The sequence below is a fragment of the Roseateles sp. P5_E8 genome (assembly GCF_054177665.1).
In genome coordinates, this window is the sequence record NZ_JBGCUM010000001.1 from 206,398 (window position 1) to 232,347 (window position 25,950).

Annotated in this window: 22 protein-coding genes; 10 read left to right on the plus strand and 12 right to left on the minus strand. The window is 68.2% G+C overall.

Annotated elements, in window-relative coordinates; all coding sequences use genetic code 11:
• The first annotated feature begins 61 nt into the window (after positions 1 to 61).
• Entirely contained in the window at positions 62 to 2,911 is a 2,850-nt protein-coding gene (locus ACXRVZ_RS00965) for a TonB-dependent receptor domain-containing protein (RefSeq protein WP_457423010.1), read from the plus strand.
• Between the two features lie 131 nt (positions 2,912 to 3,042).
• Here the strand turns inward: ACXRVZ_RS00965 and ACXRVZ_RS00970 are convergent, their stop codons facing one another.
• From ACXRVZ_RS00970 to ACXRVZ_RS00980, 3 genes are all read right to left on the minus strand, one after another.
• A complete protein-coding gene (locus ACXRVZ_RS00970; RefSeq protein WP_457423012.1) occupies positions 3,043 to 3,489 on the minus strand; it encodes a hypothetical protein in 447 nt (148 codons plus the stop codon).
• Positions 3,490 to 3,562: 73 nt separating this feature from the next.
• Entirely contained in the window at positions 3,563 to 6,265 is a 2,703-nt protein-coding gene (locus tag ACXRVZ_RS00975) for a protein kinase domain-containing protein (RefSeq protein ID WP_457423014.1), read from the minus strand.
• 6 nt (positions 6,266 to 6,271) lie between these two features.
• Entirely contained in the window at positions 6,272 to 6,826 is a 555-nt protein-coding gene (locus ACXRVZ_RS00980) for an ECF-type sigma factor (protein WP_457423016.1), read from the minus strand.
• 210 nt (positions 6,827 to 7,036) lie between these two features.
• On the opposite strand from ACXRVZ_RS00980, the gene ACXRVZ_RS00985 reads away from it, so the two are divergent.
• Complete coding sequence (locus ACXRVZ_RS00985) at positions 7,037 to 7,537, plus strand: diguanylate cyclase domain-containing protein (RefSeq protein ID WP_457423018.1); 501 nt, start codon at positions 7,037 to 7,039, stop codon at positions 7,535 to 7,537.
• 12 nt (positions 7,538 to 7,549) lie between these two features.
• Here the strand turns inward: ACXRVZ_RS00985 and ACXRVZ_RS00990 are convergent, their stop codons facing one another.
• The 6 genes from ACXRVZ_RS00990 to ACXRVZ_RS01015 all read right to left on the minus strand — a co-directional run bounded on the left by ACXRVZ_RS00990 (position 7,550) and on the right by ACXRVZ_RS01015 (position 14,348).
• The gene (locus ACXRVZ_RS00990) at positions 7,550 to 8,260 is read right to left on the minus strand and encodes an ABC transporter ATP-binding protein (RefSeq protein WP_457423020.1); all 711 of its coding nucleotides are present in this window, start codon (positions 8,258 to 8,260) and stop codon (positions 7,550 to 7,552) included.
• The gene (locus ACXRVZ_RS00995) at positions 8,257 to 9,024 is read right to left on the minus strand and encodes an ABC transporter ATP-binding protein (protein ID WP_457423022.1); all 768 of its coding nucleotides are present in this window, start codon (positions 9,022 to 9,024) and stop codon (positions 8,257 to 8,259) included. The genes ACXRVZ_RS00990 and ACXRVZ_RS00995 overlap by 4 nt, the downstream gene beginning before the upstream one ends.
• Positions 9,021 to 10,316, minus strand: coding sequence for a branched-chain amino acid ABC transporter permease (locus ACXRVZ_RS01000; RefSeq protein WP_457423024.1), 1,296 nt, complete (start codon positions 10,314 to 10,316; stop codon positions 9,021 to 9,023). The genes ACXRVZ_RS00995 and ACXRVZ_RS01000 overlap by 4 nt, the downstream gene beginning before the upstream one ends.
• Positions 10,316 to 11,275 carry a branched-chain amino acid ABC transporter permease gene (locus ACXRVZ_RS01005; protein WP_457423056.1) on the minus strand — a complete coding sequence of 320 codons (960 nt, stop codon included), beginning with the start codon at positions 11,273 to 11,275 and terminating at the stop codon, positions 10,316 to 10,318. The genes ACXRVZ_RS01000 and ACXRVZ_RS01005 overlap by 1 nt, the downstream gene beginning before the upstream one ends.
• A gap of 128 nt (positions 11,276 to 11,403) precedes the next feature.
• A complete protein-coding gene (locus ACXRVZ_RS01010; protein ID WP_457423026.1) occupies positions 11,404 to 12,657 on the minus strand; it encodes a branched-chain amino acid ABC transporter substrate-binding protein in 1,254 nt (417 codons plus the stop codon).
• A 44-nt stretch (positions 12,658 to 12,701) separates the two neighbouring features.
• The gene (locus ACXRVZ_RS01015; protein ID WP_457423028.1) at positions 12,702 to 14,348 is read right to left on the minus strand and encodes a 3-(methylthio)propionyl-CoA ligase; all 1,647 of its coding nucleotides are present in this window, start codon (positions 14,346 to 14,348) and stop codon (positions 12,702 to 12,704) included.
• A 133-nt stretch (positions 14,349 to 14,481) separates the two neighbouring features.
• Between ACXRVZ_RS01015 and ACXRVZ_RS01020 the strand changes: the two genes are divergently transcribed.
• From ACXRVZ_RS01020 to ACXRVZ_RS01040, 5 genes are all read left to right on the plus strand, one after another.
• Positions 14,482 to 15,930 carry a protein adenylyltransferase SelO gene (locus ACXRVZ_RS01020; protein WP_457423030.1) on the plus strand — a complete coding sequence of 483 codons (1,449 nt, stop codon included), beginning with the start codon at positions 14,482 to 14,484 and terminating at the stop codon, positions 15,928 to 15,930.
• Entirely contained in the window at positions 15,927 to 16,343 is a 417-nt protein-coding gene (gene msrB, locus ACXRVZ_RS01025; protein WP_457423032.1) for a peptide-methionine (R)-S-oxide reductase MsrB, read from the plus strand. The genes ACXRVZ_RS01020 and msrB overlap by 4 nt, the downstream gene beginning before the upstream one ends.
• Positions 16,340 to 16,972 carry a septation protein A gene (locus ACXRVZ_RS01030; protein ID WP_457423034.1) on the plus strand — a complete coding sequence of 211 codons (633 nt, stop codon included), beginning with the start codon at positions 16,340 to 16,342 and terminating at the stop codon, positions 16,970 to 16,972. Before msrB ends, ACXRVZ_RS01030 begins: the two co-directional genes overlap by 4 nt.
• Complete coding sequence (locus ACXRVZ_RS01035; protein ID WP_457423036.1) at positions 16,969 to 17,232, plus strand: BolA family protein; 264 nt, start codon at positions 16,969 to 16,971, stop codon at positions 17,230 to 17,232. Before ACXRVZ_RS01030 ends, ACXRVZ_RS01035 begins: the two co-directional genes overlap by 4 nt.
• A gap of 71 nt (positions 17,233 to 17,303) precedes the next feature.
• On the plus strand, positions 17,304 to 18,107 hold the full coding sequence (locus ACXRVZ_RS01040) for a peptidylprolyl isomerase (protein ID WP_457423038.1): 804 nt from the start codon (positions 17,304 to 17,306) through the stop codon (positions 18,105 to 18,107).
• Positions 18,108 to 18,151: 44 nt separating this feature from the next.
• On the opposite strand, the gene ACXRVZ_RS01045 is transcribed toward ACXRVZ_RS01040, so the two are convergent.
• Entirely contained in the window at positions 18,152 to 18,823 is a 672-nt protein-coding gene (locus ACXRVZ_RS01045) for an ABC transporter ATP-binding protein (RefSeq protein WP_457423040.1), read from the minus strand.
• On the opposite strand from ACXRVZ_RS01045, the gene ACXRVZ_RS01050 reads away from it, so the two are divergent.
• On the plus strand, positions 18,822 to 19,466 hold the full coding sequence (locus tag ACXRVZ_RS01050) for an arylesterase (RefSeq protein WP_457423042.1): 645 nt from the start codon (positions 18,822 to 18,824) through the stop codon (positions 19,464 to 19,466). The genes ACXRVZ_RS01045 and ACXRVZ_RS01050 overlap by 2 nt on opposite strands.
• 15 nt (positions 19,467 to 19,481) lie before the next feature.
• Here the strand turns inward: ACXRVZ_RS01050 and ACXRVZ_RS01055 are convergent, their stop codons facing one another.
• Together ACXRVZ_RS01055 and def are read right to left on the minus strand one after the other, a co-directional pair.
• Positions 19,482 to 21,494, minus strand: a complete 2,013-nt coding sequence (locus ACXRVZ_RS01055; RefSeq protein ID WP_458232145.1) for a DUF6600 domain-containing protein — start codon at positions 21,492 to 21,494, stop codon at positions 19,482 to 19,484.
• A 69-nt stretch (positions 21,495 to 21,563) separates the two neighbouring features.
• Positions 21,564 to 22,100, minus strand: coding sequence for a peptide deformylase (def, locus tag ACXRVZ_RS01060; RefSeq protein ID WP_457425389.1), 537 nt, complete (start codon positions 22,098 to 22,100; stop codon positions 21,564 to 21,566).
• A 48-nt stretch (positions 22,101 to 22,148) separates the two neighbouring features.
• Here def and ACXRVZ_RS01065 point away from each other — a divergent pair, with 48 nt between their 5' ends.
• A complete protein-coding gene (locus ACXRVZ_RS01065) occupies positions 22,149 to 23,105 on the plus strand; it encodes an MBL fold metallo-hydrolase (protein ID WP_457425387.1) in 957 nt (318 codons plus the stop codon).
• A gap of 295 nt (positions 23,106 to 23,400) precedes the next feature.
• Complete coding sequence (gene nirB, locus ACXRVZ_RS01070) at positions 23,401 to 25,947, plus strand: nitrite reductase large subunit NirB (RefSeq protein WP_457425385.1); 2,547 nt, start codon at positions 23,401 to 23,403, stop codon at positions 25,945 to 25,947.
• Positions 25,948 to 25,950 lie beyond the last annotated feature (3 nt).

Consider the following 25,950-nt stretch of genomic DNA (forward strand, 5'->3'; position numbering starts at 1 on the left):
GCCCGAGCCGCCCCTGGCCGAACGACACCGAACCGAACCGACACCACCACTGGAGACAAGCATGCAACACCCCCGTCGCCCGTCCGGCGTCCGCCCTACCGCGATCAACACCGCAATCGCCCTGCTGGCCCTCGCCGGCAGCCACCCGCTGGCCCTGGCGCAGGAGAACCAGGTCATCGAGCGGGTCGAGATCACCGGCTCCATCATCCGGCGCTCCATCAGCGACGAGGCCGCGCTGCCGGTGACGTCGATCAAGGCGACCGAGCTGAGCGCCCGCGTCAACACCGAGCTCAAGGACATGATGCTGGAGCTGCCACAGGCGAACTCGCTGGGCAGCAACGCCGGCACGGCCGGGCCGATGACCAGCCTGCGCGGCTTCGGCCCCATGCGCACGCTGACGCTGCTGAACGGCCGCCGCCTGGCCAAGGAGCCGCTGACCAACCAGTACGTCAGCGTCAACGTGATGCCGCGCATGGCACTGAGCCATGTCGACATCCTGCGCGACGGCGCCTCGTCCAGCTACGGCTCCGACGCGATGGGCGGTGTGCAGGCCTTCTACACGCTGCCGGCCTACAAGGGCGTGGGCATCAAGGTGGAGGCGATGCAGCCCGAGCGCTCCGGCGGCGGCGCCACGCGGGCGCTGGGCCTGATCGCCGGTGTCGGCGACCTGGGCCAGGACCGCTGGAACCTCTACGCCGCCTTCGACATCCAGAAGCGCGAGGAACTGCCCCGCTCGGCCCGCCCCGAGCTGACCGACGGCTCGGCGCTGACCGCTTTGGGCATCAGCACCGCGCCGGGCCTGGGCGCCAATGCCGCGCCGGGCAACTTCACCGACCCCACCAACCCGACCACGGCGCTGCGCACGGTTCGCTACAACCCGATGTACGCGACCGGCTGCCTGCCGCCCTACTCCGTGCCCAGCACTTCGGGCGGCCGCCAGACCTGCTTCCTGGACGCGAACACGCAGTACACGACGTTCAACAACAAGAACGGCATCCTGAACTTCTACGCCCAGGGCAAGCTGCAGCTGCCGGGCGACCACCAGATCACGGCCGAGTTCAACCACAGCCAGTTCGAGGTCGACCAGTACAACAACCCGGCCGCGCCCACCGTGCGGCTGACGAGCACCCACCCCTACTACCCGGGCAACGGCAAGGTGCCCGCCGTGCCGGGCCTGAACCTGGCCGGCCGGCCCATCGACGTGCTGTGGTCGGTGGCCGACGCCGGCGCGCGCATCCGCAACGACGTGCACAGCAACGACCGCCTGGTGCTGACCGCCGAAGGCGCCCTGGGCAGCTGGGACTACCGCACCGGCCTCAGCTACGGCCGCTCCAAACGCGACACCAAGGCCGGCTCGGGCTGGCTGAAGGTGACCGGCATCGCGACGGTGCAGGGCACCACGTCGCGCACGCTGTTCCTGGACCCCAAGCTCAACCCCTTTGGCCTGCAGGACGCCGCCGGCCAGGCGCTGCTGGACGGTGCGTCTCTGGACGGCCAGACGCTGCGCCTGCACAAGGCCGAGAACGCCAGCGTGGACGCCACCTTCTCGCGCAGCGTCATGAAGCTGTCCGGCGGCGACATGATGCTGGCCGTCGGCGGCGAACTGCGCCGCGACAGCTGGCAGCCCATAGGCCAGCCCGCCAACGATCTGTCGACCGCGCTGAACGGCCAGATCGACCTGCTGGGCGGCGACAACATCGCCACCGGCGCGAACTCAAGCACCAGCACCAAGATCGGCCGCACCATCACCTCGCTGTACGCCGAGCTGGATGCGCCGCTGCGCCGCGACGTGACGCTGAACGTCTCGGTCCGCGGCGACAAGTACGGCGACCTGGGTGAGTCCACGGTCAACCCCAAGCTCAGCGCGCGCTGGACGCCGATGAGCAACCTCGTGCTGCGCGCCTCGGCCAACACCGGCTACCGCGCGCCCGCTCTGCCCGAGATCTACACCAAGGAGACCGAGCGCACGCTGATCCCGGTCTTCAACGACCCGCTGAACTGCCCGTCCGTGAACGGCGTGGCGACGGCCAAGCCCGGTTTCGCGCCCGAGCTGGTCTGCGGCCTGACCGGCTACAACCAGATCACCAAGGTGCCCAACAACGCTGGCGTCAAGCCCGAGACCTCGCGCAGCCTGACCTTCGGCGCCGGCTTCGAGCCGATGAAGAACCTGACGCTGACGCTGGACTACTGGCGCACGCAGATCGACGAGGTCATCGGCAACCGTGCCATCGATTACCTCCTGGCCAACCCGGCCGCCTATCCGCAGCTCTTCCTGCGCAACGCCGACGGCACGCTGGGCGTGCTGTCCGCCTCGGGCTCACGCGACGCCGTCATCAACACGCCGTCCAACGTCGGCTCGCTGCGCGGCGCCGGCATCGACGCCAGCCTGAAGTACGTCGCCCCCAAGCAGAGCTGGGGCACGCTGTCGGGCGGCATCGACATCGCCTACCTGACACGCTGGGACGCGCGCTCCGAAGGCGTCAACAACGGCGACTGGGTTTCGGCACTCGGCTACTACAACGACGTGGTGCCGGTGAACCCCAACGCCGGCCTGTCCAACGCGACGCGCGGCCTGAACAACCGCTGGCGCCACACGGCGCAGGTGGCCTGGCAGAACCCGGAGTGGATGGTGCAGCTGTCGCAGCGCTACCAGAGCAAGATCGCTGACCAGAACCTGCCCGCCACGACCGGCGCCGGCACGACCGGGCCGCGCAACGTCGAGTCCTACTCGCAATACAACCTGATGGTGAAGTACAGCGGCTTCAAGAACATCAAGCTGTCGCTGGGCGTCAGCAACCTGCTCGACAAGGAGCCGCCGCTGACCAACCACAACGCCTACCGCGGCTACCTGACCAGCGTGGCCGACGTGCTGGGCCGCGCCTATGTGCTGACGGGCGAATACCGGTTCTGACGCAACGCCGCCGCAGTTTTTGAAATCGCCGCCAGGCGCTCACATCGGCCTATGCGGGCAACGATGTGAACCTGGCGGCGGTCTTTTTTTTGCGGCAGCGGGATCAGCGAGCGAGGAGCTTCAGCACCCGCTCAGTCACCCAGGTCTTCATTGTTCTTGGTCTGCGGATCCGCGCTTGGGAAGAAGTTGACCATGTCGCCGGAGTTGGTCACCTGCGCGAACAACAGCACCAGCCCCCGGGTGGTGTACTGGTTGGGCGCCCAGGGCACCAGCACGCCGTCCACCCAGTCGCCTTCGCTGCCCTCCGTCCGCTCGGCCGGCAGGTAGTTGTAGGGGTTCATGGTGGGGTCGTTGCCCACGGTCTTGACCGCCGCACCCACCAGGCGCAGGTTCAGGCCGTCGACCATCGTCTCGGTGAAATTGATGAGCAAGGATCCGCTCTGGTTGGCCGGCGTGGATGTCGTCAGCAGCGCCTCCGCCGGCAGCTGCTGGTCGTTGCCGTCGACATAGCTGCATTGCGCGAGGCCTCCGGTGGTGTCGGTGACGGTCACGGTGTAGGGCGGAACGAATGTCGTCACAAGAATCTCCTCGATGCTGAGCGAAAAAGGAAAGTAAGGCGAAACAAGAATACGCCAGCCCTGAGAGGCTGACTCAACGGTCGCGCTGACCCTGAAGCCAGGCTTGCAGCGCTTTCCAGTCGGCACGGGCCGGCGCCGAGGGGTCCCGGCACTGCTCGATCTGAAGCCAGCGCTGGGTGAGTTCAGCATGCACCTGCAGCCAGCCCTCACGCGCCTGCAGCAGGGATCGGGCCCGCCCGCAGGCGGCCAGCCTCTCGGTCTGACCGGCACCAGGCTGCTCGGCCCGGAGCAATTGCAGCTGCACGGCGGCGCTGAGCAGCGGCAAGTCCTCGGGGCGTTTCACCACGGCCTTGCTGAGGCGTTGCTCGGTCCGGTCCATCGCTTCGCTGATGACCGCACAGGTTTCGGCAGGGCACGGCAGGCCAGACGTCAAAGCCAGCAGCCTGACGAAGCGGGGCAGCCAGTTGTCCAGTGGCGGCTTGCCGGCGCGCAGGCCTTCCAGCCGGCCCAGCAGGGCCAGGGCCAGCCGGCGTCGTTCCGGCGATGCGGGTTGCCGTGCCAGCCCGTCCGCCTCAACCTCGATGGCCATGAATGCCCAGGCCAGATTGCTGGGGTCGCTCTGCGCGAGCCGCGACGCTGCGGCATGCGCGAGGGACCACAAGGAAGACGCATCGACCTCACCCAGCGCCGCGCGCGCCCGCCCCAGGTTGGCGAGCACGCTGGCCTCGCTCTCCAGCCAGGCCAGGTCTTCGCTATGGCTTTGGCGCAAGGTGCGAACCCGGGCAAGCGCACGCTCGAACTCGTTCGCCGCGCTGCGGTAGCGCCCCTGCCGCAGCAAGGCGGTGCCCAGCCAGCTCGCCGTGTCACACCAGTCGGCCTGCAGGCTCGCGTCGCCCGGCCGCTTCAGCAGCAAGTCGTCCTTGAGCGTCAGCGACCGCCTGAAGGCCTGCTCCGCCTGCACCAGCTGCCCACGGTTCAGCGCCAGCGAACCCAGGTTGCTCTCGGCATAGGACAGCTCCAGCTGCGCATCCGCATCCTTGGGTTTTGCCTGCAGCCAGGCCTCGCTGATGCGCCGGTACTGCGTCCAATGGGTTTGGGCCACGCTCAGCTGGCGCTGGCGGAACGCCACCTCGCCCTGCCAGAAGGCCACGGCGCCCTGCGCCTTGCGCCAGGCCGCCATCAGGTCCGGCAGCGGCGGGTCGCCCTGCAGCAAGGCGTTGGCGGCCGTCAGCGGCTCGATGGCCGCATCCAGTTCGCGCTTGGACACCCTCACCTCGGCAATGACCGTCAGCGCCTTGGCGCGCTGCAGGCGCGCCACCGGGCCGGCCTGCGAGTCCTCGGCCAGAAAGCTCAGCGACTTGGCTCCCACGCTGTCCAGCAGCTCCAGCCGGCCGATGGGGCGCAGCTTGTCGGCGAACTCGCCCAGCATGTAGCTGAGCAGGTCCTCGGCCTGCTGGCGGCGGGCCTGCGCCTGCTGCTCGGCGGCTTCGGCGCGGCGAGCCTGCAGCAGGCTGGTCGTCGTCAGGCCCAGCAGCACACACACGGCCAGGCCGGTGGCGGCCGCCGCCATGCGGTGGCGGCGAACGAAGCGGTTGAGCACGTAGAGCCGACTGTCGGGCCGCGCGCTGATGGGCTCGTGGGCCAGCCAGCGCTGCAGGTCGTCGGCCAGGGCCTGGGCGTTGGGGTAGCGCTCGGCGGGCGACTTCTTCAGCGCCTTGGCGACGATGGTGTCGAGGTCGCCGCGCAGTTCACGGGACTGGCGGGCGACGACCTCGTCGGGCTGGTGGGCTGCGGCATCGGAAAGCCGGCGCGGGACGTGTTCGACGACGGCCTTCAGGCGGTCGAGCTGGGTCTGGGTGTCGTCGGCCGTGGGGTGGCTGCCGCCCAGCAGCAGGTAGAGCAGCACGCCCAGCGAGTACACGTCGGTGGCGGTCGTCACGTCGGCCTGCTGCACCTGCTCGGGCGCGGCGAACTGCGGCGTGAAGGCGCTGCCGGCGCGCTGGGTCAGCTCGGTGGCGGCGGCGCCATGCTCGGCCTGGCTGGCGTCGTCCAGCAGCTTGGCGATGCCGAAGTCCAGCAGCTTCACGTCGCCCTGGTCGGTGACGAGGATGTTGCTGGGCTTGAGGTCGCGGTGCAGGATGAGCCGCGCGTGCGCATGGGCCACGGCGGCCAGCACGTCCAGGAAGAGGCGCACGCGGGCCTCGATGTCGAGATGGCGCAGGCGACAGTAGGCGTCGATGGGCCGGCCGTCGACGTACTCCAGCACCAGGTAGGGCTGGCTGCCCTGGTAGACACCAGCGTCCAGCAGGCGAGCGATGTGAGGGTGGGACAGGCGCGCCAGGATCTCGCCCTCGCGCGCGAAACGACCCGCGTCGTCGCGCCCGAGCAGGCCGGCCGTCAGGAACTTGACGGCCACCTGGCCTTCGAAGCGCCCGTCCGCCCGGCGCGCCAGCCAGACGGTGCCCATGCCGCCCTGGCCAAGCTGGCTTTCCAGCACATAGGGGCCGAGGGACTGGCCGGCGAAGTCGGGCGGCGGTTCATCGTCGGGCACGGAGGCCAGCGCGTCCTGCCACTGGACGACCACCGGCTCGCTCAGATAGCCCTGCTCCTCCAGGCCCTCGGCGCGCGCCAGCAGCCGCTTCAGCTGCTCGGCCGTGTCGGGGTCCTGCGCCTGCAACTGGGCCAGGCGCGCGTCCCGGGCGGGCGGGTCCAGGTCCAGCAGTTCGTCGAGCAAGGGGCTCAGGGCGAGCCAGCGTTGCTTGTCGAGGGCGTCCATGCGGCGTCAGCCCCCCAGCGAAATGGACAGGAAGAGGCGCGCCTTCTGCCAGTCCCGCTGCACGGTGCGCTCGTTCACGCCCAGCGCCTCGGCGATCTCCTGTTCACGCAGGCCGCCGAAATAGCGCATCTCGACGACCTGGGCCAGCCGCGGCTCCACCTGCGCCAGCTCGTCCAACGCCTCGTGCACGCGCAGGATGTCGGCGTCCGCCTCGGGCACCTGATCGGCGACGGCGGTGTCCAGCGTCACATGCGCCAGGCCGCCGCCGCGGCGCTCGGCCTGGCGGGCGCGCACCAGGTCGATGACGACGGAGCGCATGGCCTGGGCGGCATAGGCGAGGAAATGGCGCCGGTCGGGGAAGTTGGCGCCCTGGGCACCGGGCAGGCGCAGCCAGGCCTCATGCACCAGGGCCGTCGTGTCCAGCAGCGTGAGGTGGCCCGCCTGGCGGACTTGCCGGCGCGCCAGGCGTTGCAAATCCGCGTAGAGCTGCGCCACCACCTGGCTGGCGGCGGCCTGGTCGCCCTGCTGGGCGGCGTGCAGCAGTTGGGTGATGTCTTGCACCGGCCGCACTCTACCGGCTGGCCGTGCCGCAGCGAGAGCCTTGCGTGGGGGAAGCCAGGGTCGTGAAAGATTTTTTCGGTCGCGATGTCGGGTTCCGGACGCGGGTTGCGTTCTGAAAGATGAGGGCCGTGCGAAAGCGGGATCAGGGAGGCAGGTAATAGCCGCGCCGCCAAGCACGCCCCTCACCCCCGTCAACCCACCCCTGATGCCATGTCGCAACTCCAGATGATCGCCAACGACCCGCCCGCCGCCACGCGTGGCTGCTTCAGCGCGCCGCTGCCGCGGATGGATTCGCTCGCCGCCCTGGGCATGCGCCTGTCGCGCCAGTTCGCTCAATGCCGCCGCGAGGGCGGGCAACTGGCCTTGCTGTGGGTGGAGATGGACGTGCTGGAACAGCCCGGCAGCGCCTTGAGCGACGACGCGCGCGACGACCTCATGCAGGCCGTGAGCCAGCGCCTGCGCAACCGCGTGCGCGGGGCCGATGAAGTGCTGCGCATGGGCGAGCAGTGTTTTGCGGTGCTGCTGATGGCCGCCGGCACGGGAGAGGCGGACATCGTCGAGCGGCGACTGCTGCAGACCGTGCGCGGCAACTACGGCGTGGACGACCGGCTGATGCAGGTGGGCGTGCGCATCGGCGCGGCGGCTTTTCCGGAGGACGGACGCAATGGCATGGAGCTGGCCGAAGCGGCGCGCGCGAACCTGCGCCCCTGATCTCTCAGCCTCTCAGACCTCCAGCCACTCCTTGCGGATGTAGGTGTTGCCGCGCAGTTCGGCCGGCGTGCCCTCGAAGACGATGCGGCCGTGGCCCATCACGTAGCAGCGCTCGGAGATCTCCAGCGCGATGGCCAGCTTCTGCTCCACCAGCAGCACGGCGATGCCGCGGTTCTTCAGCTCCTTGAGGTACTCGGCCACCAACTCGACGATCTTGGGCGCCAGGCCCTCGGTGGGCTCGTCGATCATGATGAGATCGGGGTCGCCCATCAGAGTGCGGCACAGCGTTAGCATCTGCTGCTCGCCGCCCGAGAGCACGCCGGCCTCGGTGTGCTGGCGCTCCTTGAGGCGCGGGAACATCTTGTACATGTCGTCGAAGCTCCAGCGCACGTTCTTGGCGCCGGCCTTCTTCTCGCCCAGCATCAGGTTCTGGTGCACCGTCAGCTTGGGGAAGATGTCGCGGTTCTCGGGCACGTAGCCCACGCCCATGTGGGCGATCTCGTAGGCCTTGCGACCCACCAGTTCCACGTCGCCGAATTTGACGGAGCCCTTGGCGTCGACCTGGCCCATGATGGTCTTGACCATCGTCGAGCGACCGGCGCCGTTGCGGCCCAGCAGGCTGACGATCTCGCCCGGGTTGACCTGCAGGCTGACGCCATGCAGCACATGGCTCTTGCCGTAGAAAGCATGGACGTTGTCCAGCGTCAATGTCCTGCCGCTCATGCATGCACCTCCGCGAGCACCGAGCCCAGGTAGGCCTCCTGCACTTTTGCGTTGGCGCGCACCGCCTCCGGCGTGTCGAAGGCGATGACCTCGCCGTAAACCAGCACGGCGATCTTGTCGGCCAGGCCGAAGACGACGCCCATGTCGTGCTCCACGGTCAGCAGTGTCTTGCCCACCGTCACGTCGCGGATGAGCTGGATGAAGCGCTTGGTTTCGCTCTTGCTCATGCCGGCGGTAGGTTCGTCCAGCAGGATGACGCTGGAGCCGCCGGCGATGGTGATGCCTATCTCCAGCGCGCGCGCCTCCGCATACGTCAGGTTCATGGCCAGCACGTCGCGTTTCTTGTCGAGCTTGATCATCTCCAGGATCTGCTCGGCACGGTCATTGGCGTCGTCCAGGTCGGCCAGGAACTTCCAGAAGGCATAGCGGTGGCCCAGGCTCCACAGCACGGCGCAGCGGATGTTCTCGAACACGCTCAAACGCGTGAAGAGGTTGGAGACCTGGAAGCTGCGCGACAGGCCCAGTCGGTTGATCTCGTAGGGCTTCTTGCCGTGGATGCGCTGGCCGTGCAGATGGATCTCGCCGGAGGTCGGTGCAAAGCGCCCGCTGATGAGGTTGAACAGCGTGCTCTTGCCCGCGCCGTTGGGACCGATGATGGCCACGCGCTCGCCGGCCTGCACGGCCAGATTGGCGCCGCGGATGATCTCGCTCTTGCCGAAGCTCTTGCGCACGTCGCACAGCTCCAGGGCGCAGGTCGTCGTCATAGCGCTTCCCTCCGCTTGATTTCTTTCTCGATGTCTTCCTGGATCTCGCCCCACTGGTGGGCGTAATGCCGCCGCGCCACCTCGAAGAGGCCGATGCCGACCACCATCAGCCAGCCGGCGCCGAACCAGGCGTCCACGCCCGAGCTGTCCAGCGTCGCGCCCATGAACTTCAGCTCGGGGCCTAACGCTTCGTTCAGCTGGCGGTGGTAGACCATCTCGATCATGGCCGCCGCACCGACGAGCGCCGCCAGCGCCGCGCCACCGAGGGCCAGATAGGACGTCCAGATGCGCCCCAGCTTGCCGAAGGCCGCCACGCGCAGGTTCATCAGGATGAGGCTGGCCACGCCGCCGGGCGCGTACATGACCATGAACAGGAAGACCAGGCCGAGATAGAGCAGCCAGGCGCTCGTCAGCTCGGACAGCAGCACCAGCGCGATGACCATCAGCACCGCGCCGATGATGGGGCCGAAGAAGAAGGTCGCGCCGCCCAGGAAGGTGAACAGCAGGTAAGCGCCCGAGCGCGAGGCATGCAGCACCTCGCCGTTGACGATCTCGGTGTTGATGGCGCCCAGCCCCCCGGCAATGCCGGCGAAGAAGCCGGAGATGGCGAAGGCCATGAAGCGCACCCAGTGCGTGTCATAGCCGATGAACTCGACGCGCTCGGGGTTGTCGCGCACCGCGTTCAGCATGCGGCCCAGCGGCGTGCGCGTCAGCGCGAACATCGCCGCCGTGCAGACGAAGCAGTAGGCGGCCGCGAGGTAGTACACCTGGATCTGCGGGCCGAACGTGATGCCCATGACCGGCTGGCCGATGACGCGGTTGCTGGACACACCGCCCTCGCCGCCCGAGAACTCCGGCAGCATCAGCGCCAACGCGTAGACCAGCTCGCCGATGCCTAGCGTGATCATCGCGAAGGGCGTGCCGGCCTTCTTGGTCGACACATAGCCCAGCAACGACGCCGTCACCAGGCCCGCCAGGCCGCCCACCAGCGGTACCAGGCCGACCGGAATGCCCAGCGTGCCGGCGCCCACCTTGTTGAGCGCATGGATGGCCAGGAAGGCGCCCATGCCGCTGTAGACGGCGTGGCCGAAGCTGAGCATGCCGCCCTGGCCGAGCAGGATGTTGTAGGCCAGGCAGGCGATGACGCCGATGCCCATCTGGGTGAGCATGGTCTGCGCCAGGCCGCTGGTCCAGATGCGCGGCGCGACGAGCAGGATCAGGGCGAAGAAGCCCCAGACGATCCAGCGCCCGACGTTGTGCGGCTTGAAATGAAACTCTGTGCTCTTCGCCATCAGTCTTCTCGCGTCCCGAGCAGGCCCTTGGGGCGGAAGATCAGGATCAGCACCATCAAAAGATAGGGCAGGATCTGGGCGACGTCCTTCAGCGCCAGGCGCAGCACCGGGTAGCCGGGCGTGTCGGGCGTGACGGTGAAGCCCATCGCGGTCAAAGCGGAGCCCAGCGACGCGTCCACCGTCAGCGGCAGCGTCTGCAGCAGGCCGATGACGATGGAGCCGACGAAGGCGCCCGCCAGCGAACCGATGCCGCCCACCACGACCACCACGAAGATGATGGAGCCGACGATGGCCGCCATGTTGGGCTCGGTCACGAAGGTGATGCCGCCGATGACGCCGGCCAGCGCGGCCAGCGCGCAGCCACTGCCGAACACCAGCATCAGCACGCGGGGCACGTTGTGGCCCAGCGCTTCGACCATCTCGGGATGGCTCAGCGAGGCCTGGATGACGAGGCCGACGCGGGTGCGTGTCAGCAGCAGCCACAGGGCCAGCAGCATCAGCAGCGCAACGAACATCATGAAGGCGCGCGTGATCGGGAAGGTCGAGCACATGGCCGCCGCACAGAGCTCAGGCGCCGCCTTGCCCAGCGCAAACGACATGCCCTGCCCCGCCGACGAGATGATGGTGAAGGCCGAGCCCTGCAGCTCGGGCGGCGGCGTGAACGCCACCGCCGTGCGGCCCCAGATGAGCTGCACCAGTTCCAGCACCACATAGGACAGGCCGAAGGTGATGAGCAGCTCGGGCACATGGCCGAACTTGTGCACGCGCCGCAGCGCAAAGCGCTCGAAGCCCGCGCCCATCCCGCCTACCAGCAGCGGCGCGAGCAGCAGCGCCGGCCAGAAGCCCAACACGCCCACCAGCGAGTAGGCCACGTAGGCGCCCACCATGTAGAAGCTGGCATGCGCAAAGTTCAGCACGCCCATCATGCTGAAGATCAGCGTGAGGCCTGAGCTGAGCATGAACAGCAGCAGGCCGGACGACAGGCCGTTCAGCAGGTTGATGAAGACTTGATCCAAAGCGGCGGCCGGCAAAGTCAGAAGAACGCGCCGCCACTGTGGGCGGCGCGGCGGGTCAGGCGCTCAGGCGATCAGCCAGGCCTTTTCATCTGGCAGGAAGTGGGCGTGGACGACACATACGAGTCGTACTGCACCACCGGCACCAGCGTCATGCCCGTCTTCTCAGGGCTGTAGGGGTACTTGGCGTCGGCCTTCTGCCAGACCGAGATGAACAGCGGCTGCTGGATCTGGTGGTCGGTCTTGCGCATCGTCACTTCGCCGTTGAAGCTCTTGACCGTCAGCCCCTCCAGCGCCGCAGCCACCTTCACCGGATCGGTGGACTTGGCCTTGGCCATCGCGGTGGTGAGCATCGTGTAGATGTGCTGGATGCTCAGCGTGTACATGTCGTCGTTGAACTTCTTGTTGTACTCGTCGGCGTTCTTCTGCGCCTCGCCACCCATGTTGTAGTGGCTGTAGGCCACCTGGAACACGCGGCCCGCGCCGCCGGTGCCCAGGGCGGTGGGCGTGCCGGTCACGCCGGTGTAGTAGGTGAAGAACTTGCCGTTGTAGCCGGCCTCGTTGGCGGCCTTGATGAGCAGGGCCAGGTCGGAGCCCCAGTTGCCCGTGATGACGGTGTCAGCACCGCTGGCCTTGATCTTGGCGACGTAGGGCGCGAAGTCGCGCACCTGGGCCAGCGGGTGCAGGTCCTCGCCGACGATCTGCACGTCGGGTCGCTTGCGGCCCAGCATTTCCTTGGCGTACTTGGCGACCTGGTGGCCGTGGGCGTAGTTCTGGTTCAGCAGGAAGACCTTCTTGACGTCCGGCTGGTCCTTCATGAAGGTGGTCAGCGCCTCCATCTTCATGGAGGTGTCGGCGTCGAAGCGGAAGTGCCAGTAGCTGCACTTGCTGTTGGTCAGGTCGGGGTCCACCGCCGAGTAGTTCAGGTAGAGGATTTCCTTGCCCGGGTTGCGCTCGTTGTGCTTGGCGACCGCGTCGGTCAGCGCCAGCGCGACGCTGGAGCCGTTACCCTGCATGATGTAGCGGATGCCTTGGTCGGCCGCGGCCTTCAGCAGGTTCAGCGACTCGGCGGGGCTGAGCTTGTTGTCGAAGGTGACGACCTCGAACTTCACGCCGGCCGGGTTGCTCTTGTTGAACTTCTCGCCGAGGAACTGGAAGGTCTTGACCTGGTTCTGCCCCACCGGGCCCATCAGGCCGGAGAGTGCGTCGATGTAGGCCAGCTTGACCGTCTCGCCCTTCTGGGCGTGGGCGGCGCCGGCGGCCAGCGCGAGGGCTGCGGCGGCGGTCAGCGTGCGCACGGCAAATCGGGTCGAAGTGATGTCGAACATGCTTGTCTCCTGGTGGTTGTGGCTCTAATGGACGAACTGAAGGCTCACGCGGTGGGCAGCTTGTGGCTCACGAACTGCTCGCGCAGCTTGAGCTTCTGCACCTTGCCGGTGGCCGTGTGCGGGATCTCGGTGACGAAGGCAACGTCGTCCGGGATCTGCCACTTGGCGATGCGGCCTTCGTAGAAGGCCAGCAGTTCCTCGCGCGTGAGCGTCGAGTCGGGTTTCTTGACGACGATGAGCAGCGGGCGCTCGTCCCACTTGGCATGCTTGGCCGCGATGACGGCCGCCTCATGGACGGCCGGGTGCGACATGGCGATGTTCTCGAGGTCGATGGAGCTGATCCACTCGCCACCGGACTTGATGACGTCCTTGCTGCGGTCGGTGATCTGCATGAAGCCGTCGGCGTCGATGGTGGCCACGTCGCCGGTCGGGAACCAGCCCGGCTCGCCATCCACGCTGACCAGCGGCGACTCGTCATGATTGAAGTACTGGCTGATGACCCAGTGACCGCGTACGACGAGGTTGCCGGAGTTCGCGCCGTCCCAGGGCAGCGAGCGGCCTTCGTCGTCGATGATGGCCATGTCCACGCCGTAAATGACGCGGCCCTGCTTCTCCAACAGGCGCTGTTGCGCCTCGGCCGGCAGGCCAAGCTGGCGCGTCGTCAGCTTGGACAGCGTGCCCAGCGGCGACATCTCCGTCATGCCCCAGGCATGGATGACCTCGATGCCGAAGTCCTGCTGCAGCGACTTCATCATGGCCGGCGGGCAGGCTGCGCCGCCGATGACGGTGCGCTTGAAGCTGGAGAACTTCAGGTCGTTGGCCTTCACATAGTTCAGCAGGCCCAACCACACCGTGGGCACGCCCGCACTGAACGTGACCTTCTCGCCCTCGAACAGCTCGAAGAGGCTCTTGCCGTCCAGGTGGGGGCCCGGAAACACCATCTTGAAGCCCACCAGCGCCCCGCTGTACGGCAGGCCCCAGGCGTTGACGTGGAACATCGGTACGACGGGCAGGATGACGTCGCGGCTGGAGCAGTCCATCGCGTCCGGCAGCGCGGCGGCGTAAGCGTGCAGCACCGTCGAGCGGTGGCTGTAGACGGCGCCCTTGGGGTGGCCCGTGGTGCCCGACGTGTAGCAGATGCTGGAGGCGGTGTTCTCGTCGAACGTGGGCCAGGTGTAGTCGCCGGTCTCGGCGTCCAGCAGATCGTCGAAGCACAGCAGGTTGGGGATGCCCGTGCTGGCCGGCATGTGAGCGCGCGAGGTCATCAGCACGAAGTGCTTCACCGTCTTCAGCAGCGGCGCGATCTTGTCGACCAGGGGCAGGAAGGTCGCGTCGAAGCAAAGCACGCGGTCCTCGGCGTCATTCGCGATCCAGACAATCTGCTCGGGGAAAAGGCGCGGGTTGACCGTGTGGCAGATCAGGCCCGAGCCCGAGGTGCCGTAGTAGATCTCCAAGTGGCGATGGCCGTTCCAGGCCAGCGTGCCGATGCGGTCACCGGGCTGCGCGCCCAGGCGTGCGAAGGCCTGCGCGGCCTGGCGCGAACGACGTGCGACTTCGCGCCAATTGCTGCGGTGCAGGTCGCCCTCGACCCGCTTGCTGACGATCTCGGTGTCGCCCGAATGCCGCTCGGCGTGCTTCAGCAACGACGAGATCAACAACGGTTCCGACATCATCCGGCCCATCACTGTCATGGCTGTCTCCTGCCGGTCTTATCGAGCCAGTCTAGCCCGCGCTTTCAAGCCTAGAACGTCACAACCGCGACCCTCGGACCCCGGGGAAACACCCAGGCCAGCACGGTGAAATGAGCCTCACTAAACTGGCGTGATGAATCCGCTCGCTGGTCTCGCCTGGACCAACCGCTTCGCCGCCCTGGGCCCCGAGTTCTACACCGAGTTGTCCGCCCAGGGCCTGCCCGATCCGCATTGGGTGGCGCAGAGCCCCGCGTGCGCCGAGTTGCTCGGCTGGCCGGCCGACTGGGCCTCGCGTCCCGAGTCGCTCGCCGCCTGCTCCGGCAACGCCGCCCTGCCCGGCATGCGGCCGCTCGCCAGCGTCTACAGCGGCCACCAGTTCGGCGTCTGGGCCGGTCAGCTGGGCGACGGCCGCGCGCTGTGGCTGGGCGAGGTCGACAGCCCGGCCGGCCCGCAGGAGCTGCAACTCAAGGGCGGCGGCCAGACGCCCTACTCCCGCCGCGCCGATGGCCGCGCCGTGCTGCGCTCGTCCGTGCGCGAGTTCCTTTGCTCCGAAGCGATGGCCGCGCTCGGCGTGCCAACGACACGGGCGCTGTGCATCACCGGCTCGCCCCTGCCCGTCAGGCGCGAGTCCATCGAGACGGCGGCCATCGTCACGCGTGTGGCACCGAGCTTCATCCGCTTCGGCCACTTCGAGCACTTCGCCCACCATGACAAGCTCGAAGCGCTGCGCCGCCTGGCCGACTTCTTCATCGCGACCTACGCCCCCGAATGCGCCGACACACCCGAACCGGCCGTCGCGCTGCTGAAGAAGGTGTCGCTGCGGACGGCCGACCTCGTCGCCCACTGGCAGGCCATCGGCTTCTGTCACGGCGTCATGAACACCGACAACATGTCCATGCTCGGCCTGACGCTGGACTACGGGCCCTTCGGCTTCATGGACGGCTTCGACCCCGGCCACATCTGCAACCACAGCGACGACCGCGGCCGCTACGCCTACGCCCGCCAGCCGGGCGTCGCGTTCTGGAACCTGCATGCGCTGGCCCAGGCCCTGCTGCCGCTGCTGGAAGGCGAGCAGGAAGCGGCCGGCGAGCGCCTGCTGGAGGCCGTGGAGGCCTTCCGCGACCGCTTCGCAAGCCAGATGCTGGGCCGCATGCGCGCCAAGCTCGGCCTCGATGGCGAAGACGCGGGCGACCAGGCCCTGGCCGACGACTTCCTGAAGCTGATGGCCGCCTCGCGCGCCGACTTCACGATCAGCTTCCGACGCCTGTCCCGCGCGCTGACCGCACCCGAGCCGCTGCGCGACCTCTTCGTCGACCGTGACGCGCTGGACGCCTGGCTGGCCCGCTGGCGTGAACGCGTGGCACCCGACGGCGAGGCGCGCATGCTGGCCGTCAATCCCGCCGTCGTGCTGCGCAACCACCTCGCCGAGGGCGCCATCCGTGCATCCGAGCGGGGCGATTTCACGGAGACAGCTCGCCTGCTGAAAGTTCTGAGCCGCCCGTTCGACGAACCCGATCTCCCCAGCGACGCGGCCCTGCCGCCCGACTGGGCCCAAACCCTCGAAGTCTCGTGCTCCTCATGACCGACAAGACCTACCCCATCCAGAAGACCGATGCCGAGTGGCGCGAGCAGCTCGACGCCACGCAATACCAGGTCGCCCGCCACGCCGGCACGGAACGCGCCTTCAGCGGCAAGTACTGGGACCACTTCAAGGACGGTCACTACAACTGCGTCGGCTGCGGCACGCCGCTGTTCGAGGCGGACACCAAGTTCGACGCCGGCTGCGGCTGGCCCAGCTACTGGGCGCCGGTCAACAGCGAGGTCATCGAGCGCATCGTCGACCGCAGCCACGGCATGGTGCGCGTGGAGGTGCGCTGCAACAAATGCGGCACGCACCTCGGGCACGTCTTCCCGGACGGCCCCGAGCCGACCGGTGAGCGTTACTGCATCAATTCCGCCTCCATCGATTTCGTCGAGGAAAATCCCGGCGCATGAAGATCCTGCTCGACTTTCTCCCGCTGATCCTTTTCTTCATCGTCTTCAAGGGCGCCGAAGGCCATGCCGACGCGGCGGCCGCGTTTGCGACCCAGCATTTCGGCTTCCTCGTGCAGGGCGGTGTCGTCGGCCCGCAGGAGGCACCGGTGCTGCTGGCCACGCTGGTTGTCATGTTCGCCACGCTGGCCCAGGTGGCCTTCCTGAAGCTGCGCGGCAAGAAGGTCGACCTGATGCTGTGGATCAGCCTCGTGCTGGTCGTCACGCTTGGTGCTGCGACCGTCTGGTTCCACAACGAGACCTTCATCAAATGGAAGCCCACCGGCCTGTACTGGGCCATGGCGCTGACTTTCTGGATCTCTCAGGCATGGTTCGGCAAGAACCTCATCAAGTCCATGATGGGCGCCGAGATGACGCTGCCCGACGCGATCTGGCTCAAGCTCAGCCGCGCCTCGGTGCTGTTCTTCGCCGCGATGGGCGTCGCCAACCTGTACGTGGCCTACAACTTCTCGACGTCGGCCTGGGCCAACTTCAAGGTCTTCGGCGTGACGGCGCTGATGTTCGCTTTCATCCTGGGGCTGGGCTTCTACGCCAGCAAATACCTGCCGCCCGAAGAGGACAACAAGTCGTGAGCTTGGCCGCTGAGATCGAGACCCGACTGCGCGCCGAGCTGGCGCCGCTGGAGCTGGCCGTGCGCGACGACAGCGCCCAGCACGCCGGCCACGCCGGGGCCCGCGAGGGCGGCCACTTTCATGTGGCTGTCGTGTCGGATCGCTTTACCGGCCTGCAAAGATTGGCCCGGCACCGCCTCGTTTATCATTCTTTGTCCGACCTGATGCAGCGCGGAATCCACGCGCTGGCCATTGATGCCCGCGCTCCGGGCGAATCCTGAAGGTCGAACTTGATAGCGCCGCGCGCCCCGTTCCGGGCGCGATTTTTTAGCCTGACACCTCCCCCACGCCCATGAAGAAGTTTGCGCTCGCCGCCGTCGTCGCGGCCACCATTTCGGCCCTGCTGCCGGCTGCAGCCGTTGCGCAGAACGTCACCACCGTCAACGGCAAGCCCGTGGCCAAGGCGCGCGTCGAACAGCTGATCCAGCAGGTCACCAAGAGCGGCCAGCAGCAGCGCTCGCCCGAGCTTGAAGCCCAGGTCAAGGACGAAGTCGTCCGCCGCGAGATCTTCATCCAGGCTGCCGAAGCCCGCGGCATCCCGCAGACGGCCGACTACAAGACCCAGATGGACCTGGCCCGCCAGATGCTGCTGATCCGCGGCCTGATGGATGACTACCGCACCAAGAACCCCGTCAGCGACGCCGATGCACAGGCCGAGTACGACAAGTTCAAGGCCGCCAACAGCGGCAATGAGTACCGTGCCCGCCACATCCTGGTCGAGAAGGAAGAAGACGCCAAGGCCCTGATCGCCCAGATCAAGGCCGGCGGCAGCTTCGAGGAACTGGCCAAGAAGAACTCCAAGGACACCGGCACTGCGGAAAAGGGCGGCGACCTGGACTTTGCCAACCCCAACAACTTCGTACCCGAGTTCAGCAAGGCCATGACGGCGCTGCAAAAGGGCGAGATGACGCAAGAGCCGGTGAAGAGCCAGTTCGGCTATCACATCATCAAGCTCGAAGACATCCGCGCCGCCACCTTCCCCGCCTTCGAAGACGTCAAGGCGCAGATCAAGCAGCGCATCGAGCAGCAGAAGGCCGCCGAGTTCCAGGCGAGCCTGATCGACAAGGCCAAGACGGACTACAAGTTCAGCAAGTAACTTCTTGCTGCTGAAACTAAAAACCCGCCGCTAGGCGGGTTTTTTCATGCCACCAGGCGGCCGGCCTCGATGCGCAGCTGCCGCTCGCAGCGCGTCGCGATCTCGCGGTCGTGGGTGACCAGCACCAGCGTCGTGCCGGCCTCGCGGTTCAACTCGAACATCAGCGCCATCACCTGCGCGCCGGTGGCGAAGTCCAGGCTGCCGGTGGGCTCGTCGGCCAGCAGCAGGGCCGGGCGCAGCACGAAGGCCCGCGCCAGCGCCACGCGCTGCTGCTCGCCGCCCGACAGCACGCGCGGGTAGTGGCCCAGGCGCTCGGCCAGGCCCACGCGAGCCAGCATGGCAGCGGCCTGCTCGCGCGCATCGCGGTCGCCGCGCAGTTCCAGCGGCAGCATGACGTTCTCCAGCGCCGTCAGATTGGGCAGCAGCTGGAAGCTCTGGAACACAAAGCCCAGCTCGCGTGCACGCACCGCCGCGCGTTCGTCCTCGTTCAGCGTGAACAGGTCCTGACCGCGCAACTTGACGGTGCCATCGCTGGGCACGTCCAGGCCCGCAAGGATGGCCAGCAGCGTGCTCTTGCCGGACCCCGAGGCGCCGACGATGGCGACAGATTCCCTCGCGGTCAGCTCGAAGCTGATGTCATGCAGAATCGTCAGCTCCCCGGTCGCGTCGCGCACGCGCTTGGTGATCTGATCAACTTGGACAAGGGCTTCTGGCATGTCGGGACTGCGGCGGCGGGCGGTGGTGGCGCACTTTAGCCTGGGGGTGGTGGCCAGCTGGTCGTCAGGGGTTGCAGCGGCCGCCGAGGCCCCGGTCATCCTGGTCGTCGGCGACAGCCTGTCGGCCGAGTACGGCCTGAAGGCCGGCGCCGGCTGGGTGGCGCTGCTGCAGGCGCGCCTGGCCGAGCAGAAGAAGCCACACCGCGTCGTCAACGCCAGCATCAGCGGCGACACCACGTCGGGCGGGCGCACCCGGCTGCCGGCCGCGCTGCGCACGCACAAGCCGGCCATCGTCATCATCGAGCTGGGTGGCAACGACGCGTTGCGCGGCCTGCCGCTGGCCAGCACACGGGACAACCTGCTGGTGATGTCCAAGGCCGCCCAGGCTGCGGGCGCCAAGGTTGTCGTGGTGGGCATGCAGGTGCCGCCCAACTACGGCGCCGCCTACGGGCGCGAGTTCGAGGGGCTGTTCACCGACGTGGCCAAGCAGGCGCGCGCCGGCCTCGTGCCCTTCCTGCTCAAGGGCGTGGCGGACCGGGCGGACGCGCTGGACTGGTTCCAGCCCGACCGCATCCACCCGCTGGCCAAGGCGCATCCGCAGATGCTGGACAACGTCTGGCCGACACTGCGGCCGCTGCTCTAGAAGCCTGAGGGGCTTCTAGCGCTCCTGCTGGCCCTGCTGGCGCGGATCGCGCGAGGGCTGCTTCTCGCGCACCGGCACGCCGTCCTGGCGGCCGCGCTGCGGGCCTTCGTTGCTGCGCTGCGGCGCCTGAACCTGGGGCTGAGCTTGCGGCTGGGGCTGGGGCTGCGGCACCTGAACGCGCGGCTCCTCGCGGCGCATCGGCATCTCGCGCTGCTGCTGCTGTTGCTGATGGGAGGCTTCGCGACGCTGCTCCTGCTCACGGCGCTGCTGCTGCACGTCCCGCTGTTGAGCTTCCCGTTGCTGCATCTCGCGCTGCTGCATGTCCCGTTGTTGCGCTTCGCGCTGCTGCTGCTGTTGCTGCTGCATCTCGCGTTGCTGGCCATCGCGCTGCTGCTGGGCACGCTGCGCTTGTTCGCGCTGCTGCATCTCCTCGCGGCGCTGCTGCTGCTCGCGTTGCGGCTGCGGGCCCCAGGGCACGTTCTCCGGGCCGCCGCGCTGCGGCTCGACGGCCGGTCGCGTGGGCTGCTGCTGCGCTTGCTGCACCTGGGGCGCGGCCGCCGGCATGCCGGGCTGCACCCCATCAGGACCGCGATGCGGCGAGTCGCGGCGCACGGGCACCTGGCCGTCGCTGCGCCAACCCATGCCGGGCTCGTTGCCACGCGACGGGCGCGGCGCGTCGGGCGAGCGCACCGGCGCGGCAGGCAGCACGGCGGCCAGGTCACCGCGGCCCGGGGCGGTCGGCAGCGGGCGGACCCAGCCGGGCTCGCCCTTGCGGTCGGGGCCGCGCACCGGCATCGGCTGGATGGCCGCGCCTGGCGCCGGCAGCATGCTGACGGCGGTGGGTACGTCGCGGTAGCGGTGCGGGCGCTGCACGGTGACGGGGTCGCGCAGGTCGCGCGGGTCGTTGACGCGGTGCTCGTAGCGCGGCGTGTGGCGGTAGGCCGGGCGATAGATCTCGCGCGGGGCCAGCGGATACCAGCCGTAGCGCGGCGGCGCCGGGCGGCCACCGCCTATGCTGATGCCCACGCTCACGGAGCCACCACCCACCCAGCCCACCAGGGCCGGCGCGTAGACCGGGCGATGCACATAGGCGCCCGGTGCCCAGCACCAGCGGCCACCCCAGCTGACCCAGCGGCCGTAATGGAAGGGCGCGAAGCCCCAGGGTGCGTCGTCCACCCAGGTCCAGCCCCACAGCCGCGACCAGGCCCAGCGGCCCTGGCGGTAGGGCGCCCAGTCGGCGCCAACAACGGTGGTCGGGATCCAGACGGTGCCGTACTCGGGGGCGGTTTCCCAGCGACCATAACGGTCCAGGTCCTCGGCGCCGGTCATCTCGGCGGAGACGTAACGGGCCACGGGCCGGTCGCCCTCCTCGCGGCTCTCGGCCAGCACCCAGTCGCCAAAGCCGTCGCTGTACAGCGGCGAGCGCTCGGCACGCGGGCCGTCGGGCCACCACAGCTCGACCTGCTCGCCGGTGCCCAGCACCACCGGTGTGGCGCCACGCGCCCACTCGAAGCGCATGCGCCCCTGGAACGCATAGACCTTGCTGCCGCGGTCGAGCTGCTCGACGCGGTAAAGGCCCTCACGCTCCGGCTGGGCCGTGCCCTCGCGGGTGCGCAGCCGTGTCTCGGCGGCGTTCTCGGGGCTGCGCAGGCGAATGGCGACGTCGCCACGGTCGATTTGCAGCAGGGTCTGGCCGTCGTCGAGCTGGCTCAGCTCCACGTCGCTGCGCTCGTCGACCCAGACGGTCGTGGAGCCGACACGCAGAGATACGCGGCCGCGGTCGTCGGTGCGCACGCGGTCGCCCTCGCCCACGGTCTGGTTGCGCGTCAGGCGCGTCCATTCGCGGCTGTCGTTGTCGAACAGCCAGGCGTCGCCGACGACGTTGACGACACGCGCCGCGCGCGACGGCGGGTCGCGATCGGCGTCCTGGGCCTTGGCGCCGGGCGCCACGGCAACCAGCAGGGCCAGCGCCAGCATGCGCCAGCTGCGGCGCGAGATGACAAGCTTGGATTCGGGGGACGTGGTCATGAGCCAATGCTCCTTTGCGCCTGCGCAACGCGGCCGGGGCCGAAGTGGTGCACTGCGCTTACAAGTGTTTCAGTCATCAGCATCGGGATCGAGCTCGGGGAAGAGCACGGAGGTGAAGCCGAAGCGCGTGAAGTCGGTGACGCGCATCGGGTAAAGCACGCCGTCCAGATGGTCGCACTCATGCTGCACGACGCGAGCGTGGAAGCCGTCGGCGATGCGGTCTATGGGTTGGCCATCGGCGTCGACGCCGGTGTAGCGGATGCGCTCATCGCGCTCGACGACACCGCGCAGGCCGGGCACGGACAGGCAGCCCTCCCAGCCTTCGGTGCGGCCGCCGCCCAGCACTTCGATGACCGGGTTGATCAGCACGGTGGGCGGCACCGGCGGCGCGTCCGGGTAACGCACATTCGTCGTGTAGCCGAAGATGACCAGGCGCAGGTCGACACCGATCTGCGGCGCGGCCAGGCCGGCGCCGTTGGCGGCGGCCATGGTCTCGAACATGTCGGCGATCAGCGCCTTCAACTCGGGCGTGCCGAACTCGGTCACCGGCTGGGCCACGCGCAGCAGGCGCGGGTCGCCCATCTTCAGAATCTCGTGAACCGCCACTGCGGCCTCCTTCGGCTATCGTGATCGGTGATTCTCTCTCCCGCCCCCATGCTTGATTTCATCGACGACCTCGGCCACGGCATCTACGCCATCGACACCGGTTTCCAGCGCCCGCGCTTCGACGCCGCCTATCTGATGGTCGAGAACGGCCGCGCCGCCTTCATCGACACCGGCACCAACCATGCGGTGCCTCGCCTGCTGGCGGCGCTGACGGCTCTTGGGCTGACGACGGAGGCGGTGGACTGGGTCATCCCGACGCACGTGCATCTCGACCATGCCGGCGGCGTCGGCCTGCTGATGGACGCCCTGCCCCGCGCCCGCGCCCTCGTCCACCCGCGCGGCCTGCGCCACATGGTGGACCCCAAGGCGCTGTTCTTAAGCGCGCTGACCGTCTACGGCGAGGCCGAGATGCAGCGCAGCTACGGCAAGCTGGTGCCGGTGCCGGCCGAGCGCGCCGAGGCCTCGCATGACGAGCAGGTCATCCACCTCGCCGGCCGGCCGCTGCGCCTCATCGACACGCCCGGCCACGCCAAACATCACCACGCCATCTGGGACGAGCGCAGCCGCAGCTGGTTCACCGGCGACACCTTCGGCCTGTCCTACCGCGCCTTCGACGTGGACGGCCGCGCCTGGATATTGCCGACCAGCACGCCGGTGCAGTTCGAGCCCGAAGCGTTGAAGTCGACCGTCGCTCGCCTGCTGGCCGCCGAGCCGCTGGCCATGCTGGTGACGCACTACGGCCGCATCGGCGGCACCGTGGACGAGGTGATGCGCCTGGCCGCGGTGATGCTGGAGCAGGTGGACGAGATGGTCGTGCTGGCCGAGTCGCTTCGGTCGGCGCCCGATCGCCACGAGCAGCTCAAGGCTGCCCTGCTGGGTGGCTATCTGGCCCGTTTGCGTGCACACGGGCACCCAGCGGGTGCCGAGGCGGCGGACTGGTTGGCGCTGGATGCCGAGCTCAATGCCCAGGGTTTGGAAGTCATGCTGGACCGCCCGGCCCGCTGACGGGGCAAATCGCCCCTTGGCGGTGCGTTTCATCGCACCGCACCAGTGCCAGGCCCCGGGATGGGGCCGGTCAATCCCCTGAATGACGATTTGCGCATGCGGGCATGCGTCTTGCGATGACTCTGACGTGAGAGGTCGGCAAACGCCGGCCCCTTCGAATTCTTCGCCAATGTTGGCGACTCATTGACTGGCCCCGTTCTAAGCAGCCCGCTGCTTGCGGGGCCTTTCTTTTTGGTGCCTCCCGATCGGGCCGTTCGCGGCCCTGCCCCAGATGCCCACTTCGCAAGAACAGACCATGCACATCGTCCTCATCGGCCACGGAATGGTCGGCCAGAAATTCCTCGAATCCCTCGCGGAGAGCCACACCGGCAGCGACGTGCAGGTGACGGTGCTGTGCGAGGAACCGCGCCCGGCCTATGACCGCGTCCACCTGTCCGAGTTCTTTTCTGGCAAGTCGGCCGAGGACTTGTCGCTGGTCCCCGCAGGCTTCTTCGAGAAGACCGGCTTCAAGCTGCGCCTGGCCGCCAAGGCCGTCGCCATCGAGCGCCGCGACCACACCATCACGCTGGCCGACGGCGAGGTCGTGCACTACGACAAGCTGGTGCTGGCCACGGGCTCCTACCCCTTCGTGCCGTCGGTGCCGGGCCGCGACCGCCCGCACTGCCATGTCTACCGCACCATCGAAGACCTGGAAGCCATGCAGGCCAGCGGCAAGGTCTCCAAGACCGGCGTCGTCATCGGCGGCGGCCTGCTGGGCCTGGAATGCGCCAAGGCGCTGCGCGACATGGGCCTGCAGACCCACGTCGTCGAGTTCGCACCGCGCCTGATGGCCGTGCAGATCGACGAGGGCGGCGGCCGCGTGCTGCGCAAGAAGATCGAAGACCTCGGCGTGCAAGTCCACACCGGGCGCAACACGCTGGAAATCACCGACGGCGCGATGGCCCGCCACCGCATGGTGTTCGCCGACGGCACCTGGCTGGAGACCGACATGATCGTGTTCTCCGCCGGCATCCGCCCGCGTGACGAACTGCCCCGCCAGTGCGTGCTGGCCATCGGCCCGCGCGGCGGTGTCGTCATCGACGACCACTGCCGCACCAGCGACCGCAACGTCTACGCCATCGGCGAGGTGGCGGCCTGGAACGAGATGACCTATGGCCTGGTCGCCCCCGGCTACGAGATGGCCCGCGTCGCCGCCCGCCACATCGCCGGTGATGCCGAAGCCGCCTTCCCCGGCGCTGACCTGTCCACCAAGCTCAAGCTGATGGGCGTGGACGTGGCCAGCGTCGGCGACGCCCACGGCAAGACGCCCAACTGCCGCAGCTACCAGTTCGTCGACGAGCGCAAGCAGGTCTACAAGAAGATCGTCGTCAGCGAGGACGGCCAGTTCCTGCTGGGCGCCGTGCTGGTGGGCGATGCCGCCGAATACGGCACGCTGCAGCAGATGCAGCTCAACGGCATCAAGCTGCCGGCCGACCCCGAGTTTCTGATCCTGCCCAGCAGCGACGGCAAGGCCAAGGTCGGCCTCGGCCCCGACGCGCTGCCCGACAGCGCCCAGCTGTGCTCGTGCAACAACGTCACCAAGGGCCAGATCTGCGCGGCCGTCGGCGAGGGCTGCACGACCATGGGTGAGATCAAGGCCTGCACCAAGGCCGGCGCCACCTGCGGCGGCTGCGTGCCGCTGGTCACCCAGGTGATGAAGTTCCAGATGGCCAAGCTCGGCATGGCCGTCAACAACCATATCTGCGAGCACTTCCCGCATTCGCGCCAGGAGCTGTATCACCTGGTGCGCGTGGGCGGCCTCAGGACCTTCAGCGACCTGCTGGCCAAGCATGGCAAGGGCCTGGGCTGCGACATCTGCAAGCCCGCGGCCGCGAGCATCCTCGCGTCCTGCTGGAACGAGTTCGTGCTGGAGCCCAAGCTGGCCGCGCTGCAGGACAGCAACGACTACTACCTCGGCAACATCCAGAAGGATGGCAGCTACTCCGTCGTGCCGCGCATGCCGGGTGGCGAGGTCACGCCCGATGGCCTGATCGCCGTCGGCCAGGTGGCCAAGAAGTACGGCCTGTACACCAAGATCACCGGCGGCGCCCGCGTCGACATGTTCGGCGCCCGCGTGGAGCAGCTGCCCTTCATCTGGGAGGAGCTGATCGCCGCCGGCTTCGAGAGCGGCCACGCCTACGGCAAGTCGCTGCGCACGGTGAAGAGCTGCGTGGGCAGCACCTGGTGCCGTTATGGCGTGGACGACTCGGTCGGCCTGGCCGTCGAGATCGAGAACCGCTACAAGGGCCTGCGCGCGCCGCACAAGATCAAGTTCGGCGTCTCCGGCTGCACGCGGGAATGCGCCGAAGCCCAGGGCAAGGACGTCGGCATCATCGCCACCGAGAAGGGCTGGAACCTCTACGTCGCCGGCAACGGCGGCATGAAGCCGCGCCATGCCGAGCTGATCGCCAGCGACCTCTCCAAGGCCGACCTGATCAAGTACATCGACCGCTTCCTGATGTTCTACGTGCGCACGGCCGACCGCCTGCAGCGCACCAGCACCTGGCGCGACAACCTCGAGGGCGGGCTGGACTACCTGAAGGACGTCGTCATCAACGACAGCCTGGGCCTCGGTGCCGAGCTGGAAGCGCAGATGCAGGCCGTGGTGGACACCTACCAGTGCGAATGGAAGACGGCCGTCAACACGCCCGAAGTGCGCCAGCGCTTCCGCTCCTTCGTCAACAGCGACAAGGCGGACGAGCACATCATCTTCGTGGAAGAGCGCGGCCAGATCCGACCTGCACGTGCCGACGAACGCGCTGAAGAGCGCACGGATGAACGCGAAGAAGAAGCCACCGCCTGATTG

What these genes read in the sequence shown, in the direction of transcription:
- ACXRVZ_RS00995 (WP_457423022.1), bottom strand. Translation starts at nt 9,024, where the DNA reads ATGACGACGACCTGCGCCCTGGAGCTGTGCGACGTGCGCAAGAGCTTC.
- ACXRVZ_RS01010 (WP_457423026.1), bottom strand. Translation starts at nt 12,657, where the DNA reads ATGTTCGACATCACTTCGACCCGATTTGCCGTGCGCACGCTGACCGCC.
- ACXRVZ_RS00990 (WP_457423020.1), bottom strand. Translation starts at nt 8,260, where the DNA reads ATGAGCGGCAGGACATTGACGCTGGACAACGTCCATGCTTTCTACGGC.
- ACXRVZ_RS01040 (WP_457423038.1), top strand. Translation starts at nt 17,304, where the DNA reads ATGAAGAAGTTTGCGCTCGCCGCCGTCGTCGCGGCCACCATTTCGGCC.
- ACXRVZ_RS01000 (WP_457423024.1), bottom strand. Translation starts at nt 10,316, where the DNA reads ATGGCGAAGAGCACAGAGTTTCATTTCAAGCCGCACAACGTCGGGCGC.
- ACXRVZ_RS01050 (WP_457423042.1), top strand. Translation starts at nt 18,822, where the DNA reads ATGTCGGGACTGCGGCGGCGGGCGGTGGTGGCGCACTTTAGCCTGGGG.
- nirB (WP_457425385.1), top strand. Translation starts at nt 23,401, where the DNA reads ATGCACATCGTCCTCATCGGCCACGGAATGGTCGGCCAGAAATTCCTC.
- ACXRVZ_RS01005 (WP_457423056.1), bottom strand. Translation starts at nt 11,275, where the DNA reads ATGCTCAGCTCAGGCCTCACGCTGATCTTCAGCATGATGGGCGTGCTG.
- msrB (WP_457423032.1), top strand. Translation starts at nt 15,927, where the DNA reads ATGACCGACAAGACCTACCCCATCCAGAAGACCGATGCCGAGTGGCGC.
- ACXRVZ_RS00975 (WP_457423014.1), bottom strand. Translation starts at nt 6,265, where the DNA reads ATGGACGCCCTCGACAAGCAACGCTGGCTCGCCCTGAGCCCCTTGCTC.
- ACXRVZ_RS00985 (WP_457423018.1), top strand. Translation starts at nt 7,037, where the DNA reads ATGTCGCAACTCCAGATGATCGCCAACGACCCGCCCGCCGCCACGCGT.
- ACXRVZ_RS01045 (WP_457423040.1), bottom strand. Translation starts at nt 18,823, where the DNA reads ATGCCAGAAGCCCTTGTCCAAGTTGATCAGATCACCAAGCGCGTGCGC.
- ACXRVZ_RS01020 (WP_457423030.1), top strand. Translation starts at nt 14,482, where the DNA reads ATGAATCCGCTCGCTGGTCTCGCCTGGACCAACCGCTTCGCCGCCCTG.
- ACXRVZ_RS01055 (WP_458232145.1), bottom strand. Translation starts at nt 21,494, where the DNA reads ATGACCACGTCCCCCGAATCCAAGCTTGTCATCTCGCGCCGCAGCTGG.
- ACXRVZ_RS01065 (WP_457425387.1), top strand. Translation starts at nt 22,149, where the DNA reads ATGCTTGATTTCATCGACGACCTCGGCCACGGCATCTACGCCATCGAC.
- ACXRVZ_RS01030 (WP_457423034.1), top strand. Translation starts at nt 16,340, where the DNA reads ATGAAGATCCTGCTCGACTTTCTCCCGCTGATCCTTTTCTTCATCGTC.
- ACXRVZ_RS01015 (WP_457423028.1), bottom strand. Translation starts at nt 14,348, where the DNA reads ATGACAGTGATGGGCCGGATGATGTCGGAACCGTTGTTGATCTCGTCG.
- ACXRVZ_RS00965 (WP_457423010.1), top strand. Translation starts at nt 62, where the DNA reads ATGCAACACCCCCGTCGCCCGTCCGGCGTCCGCCCTACCGCGATCAAC.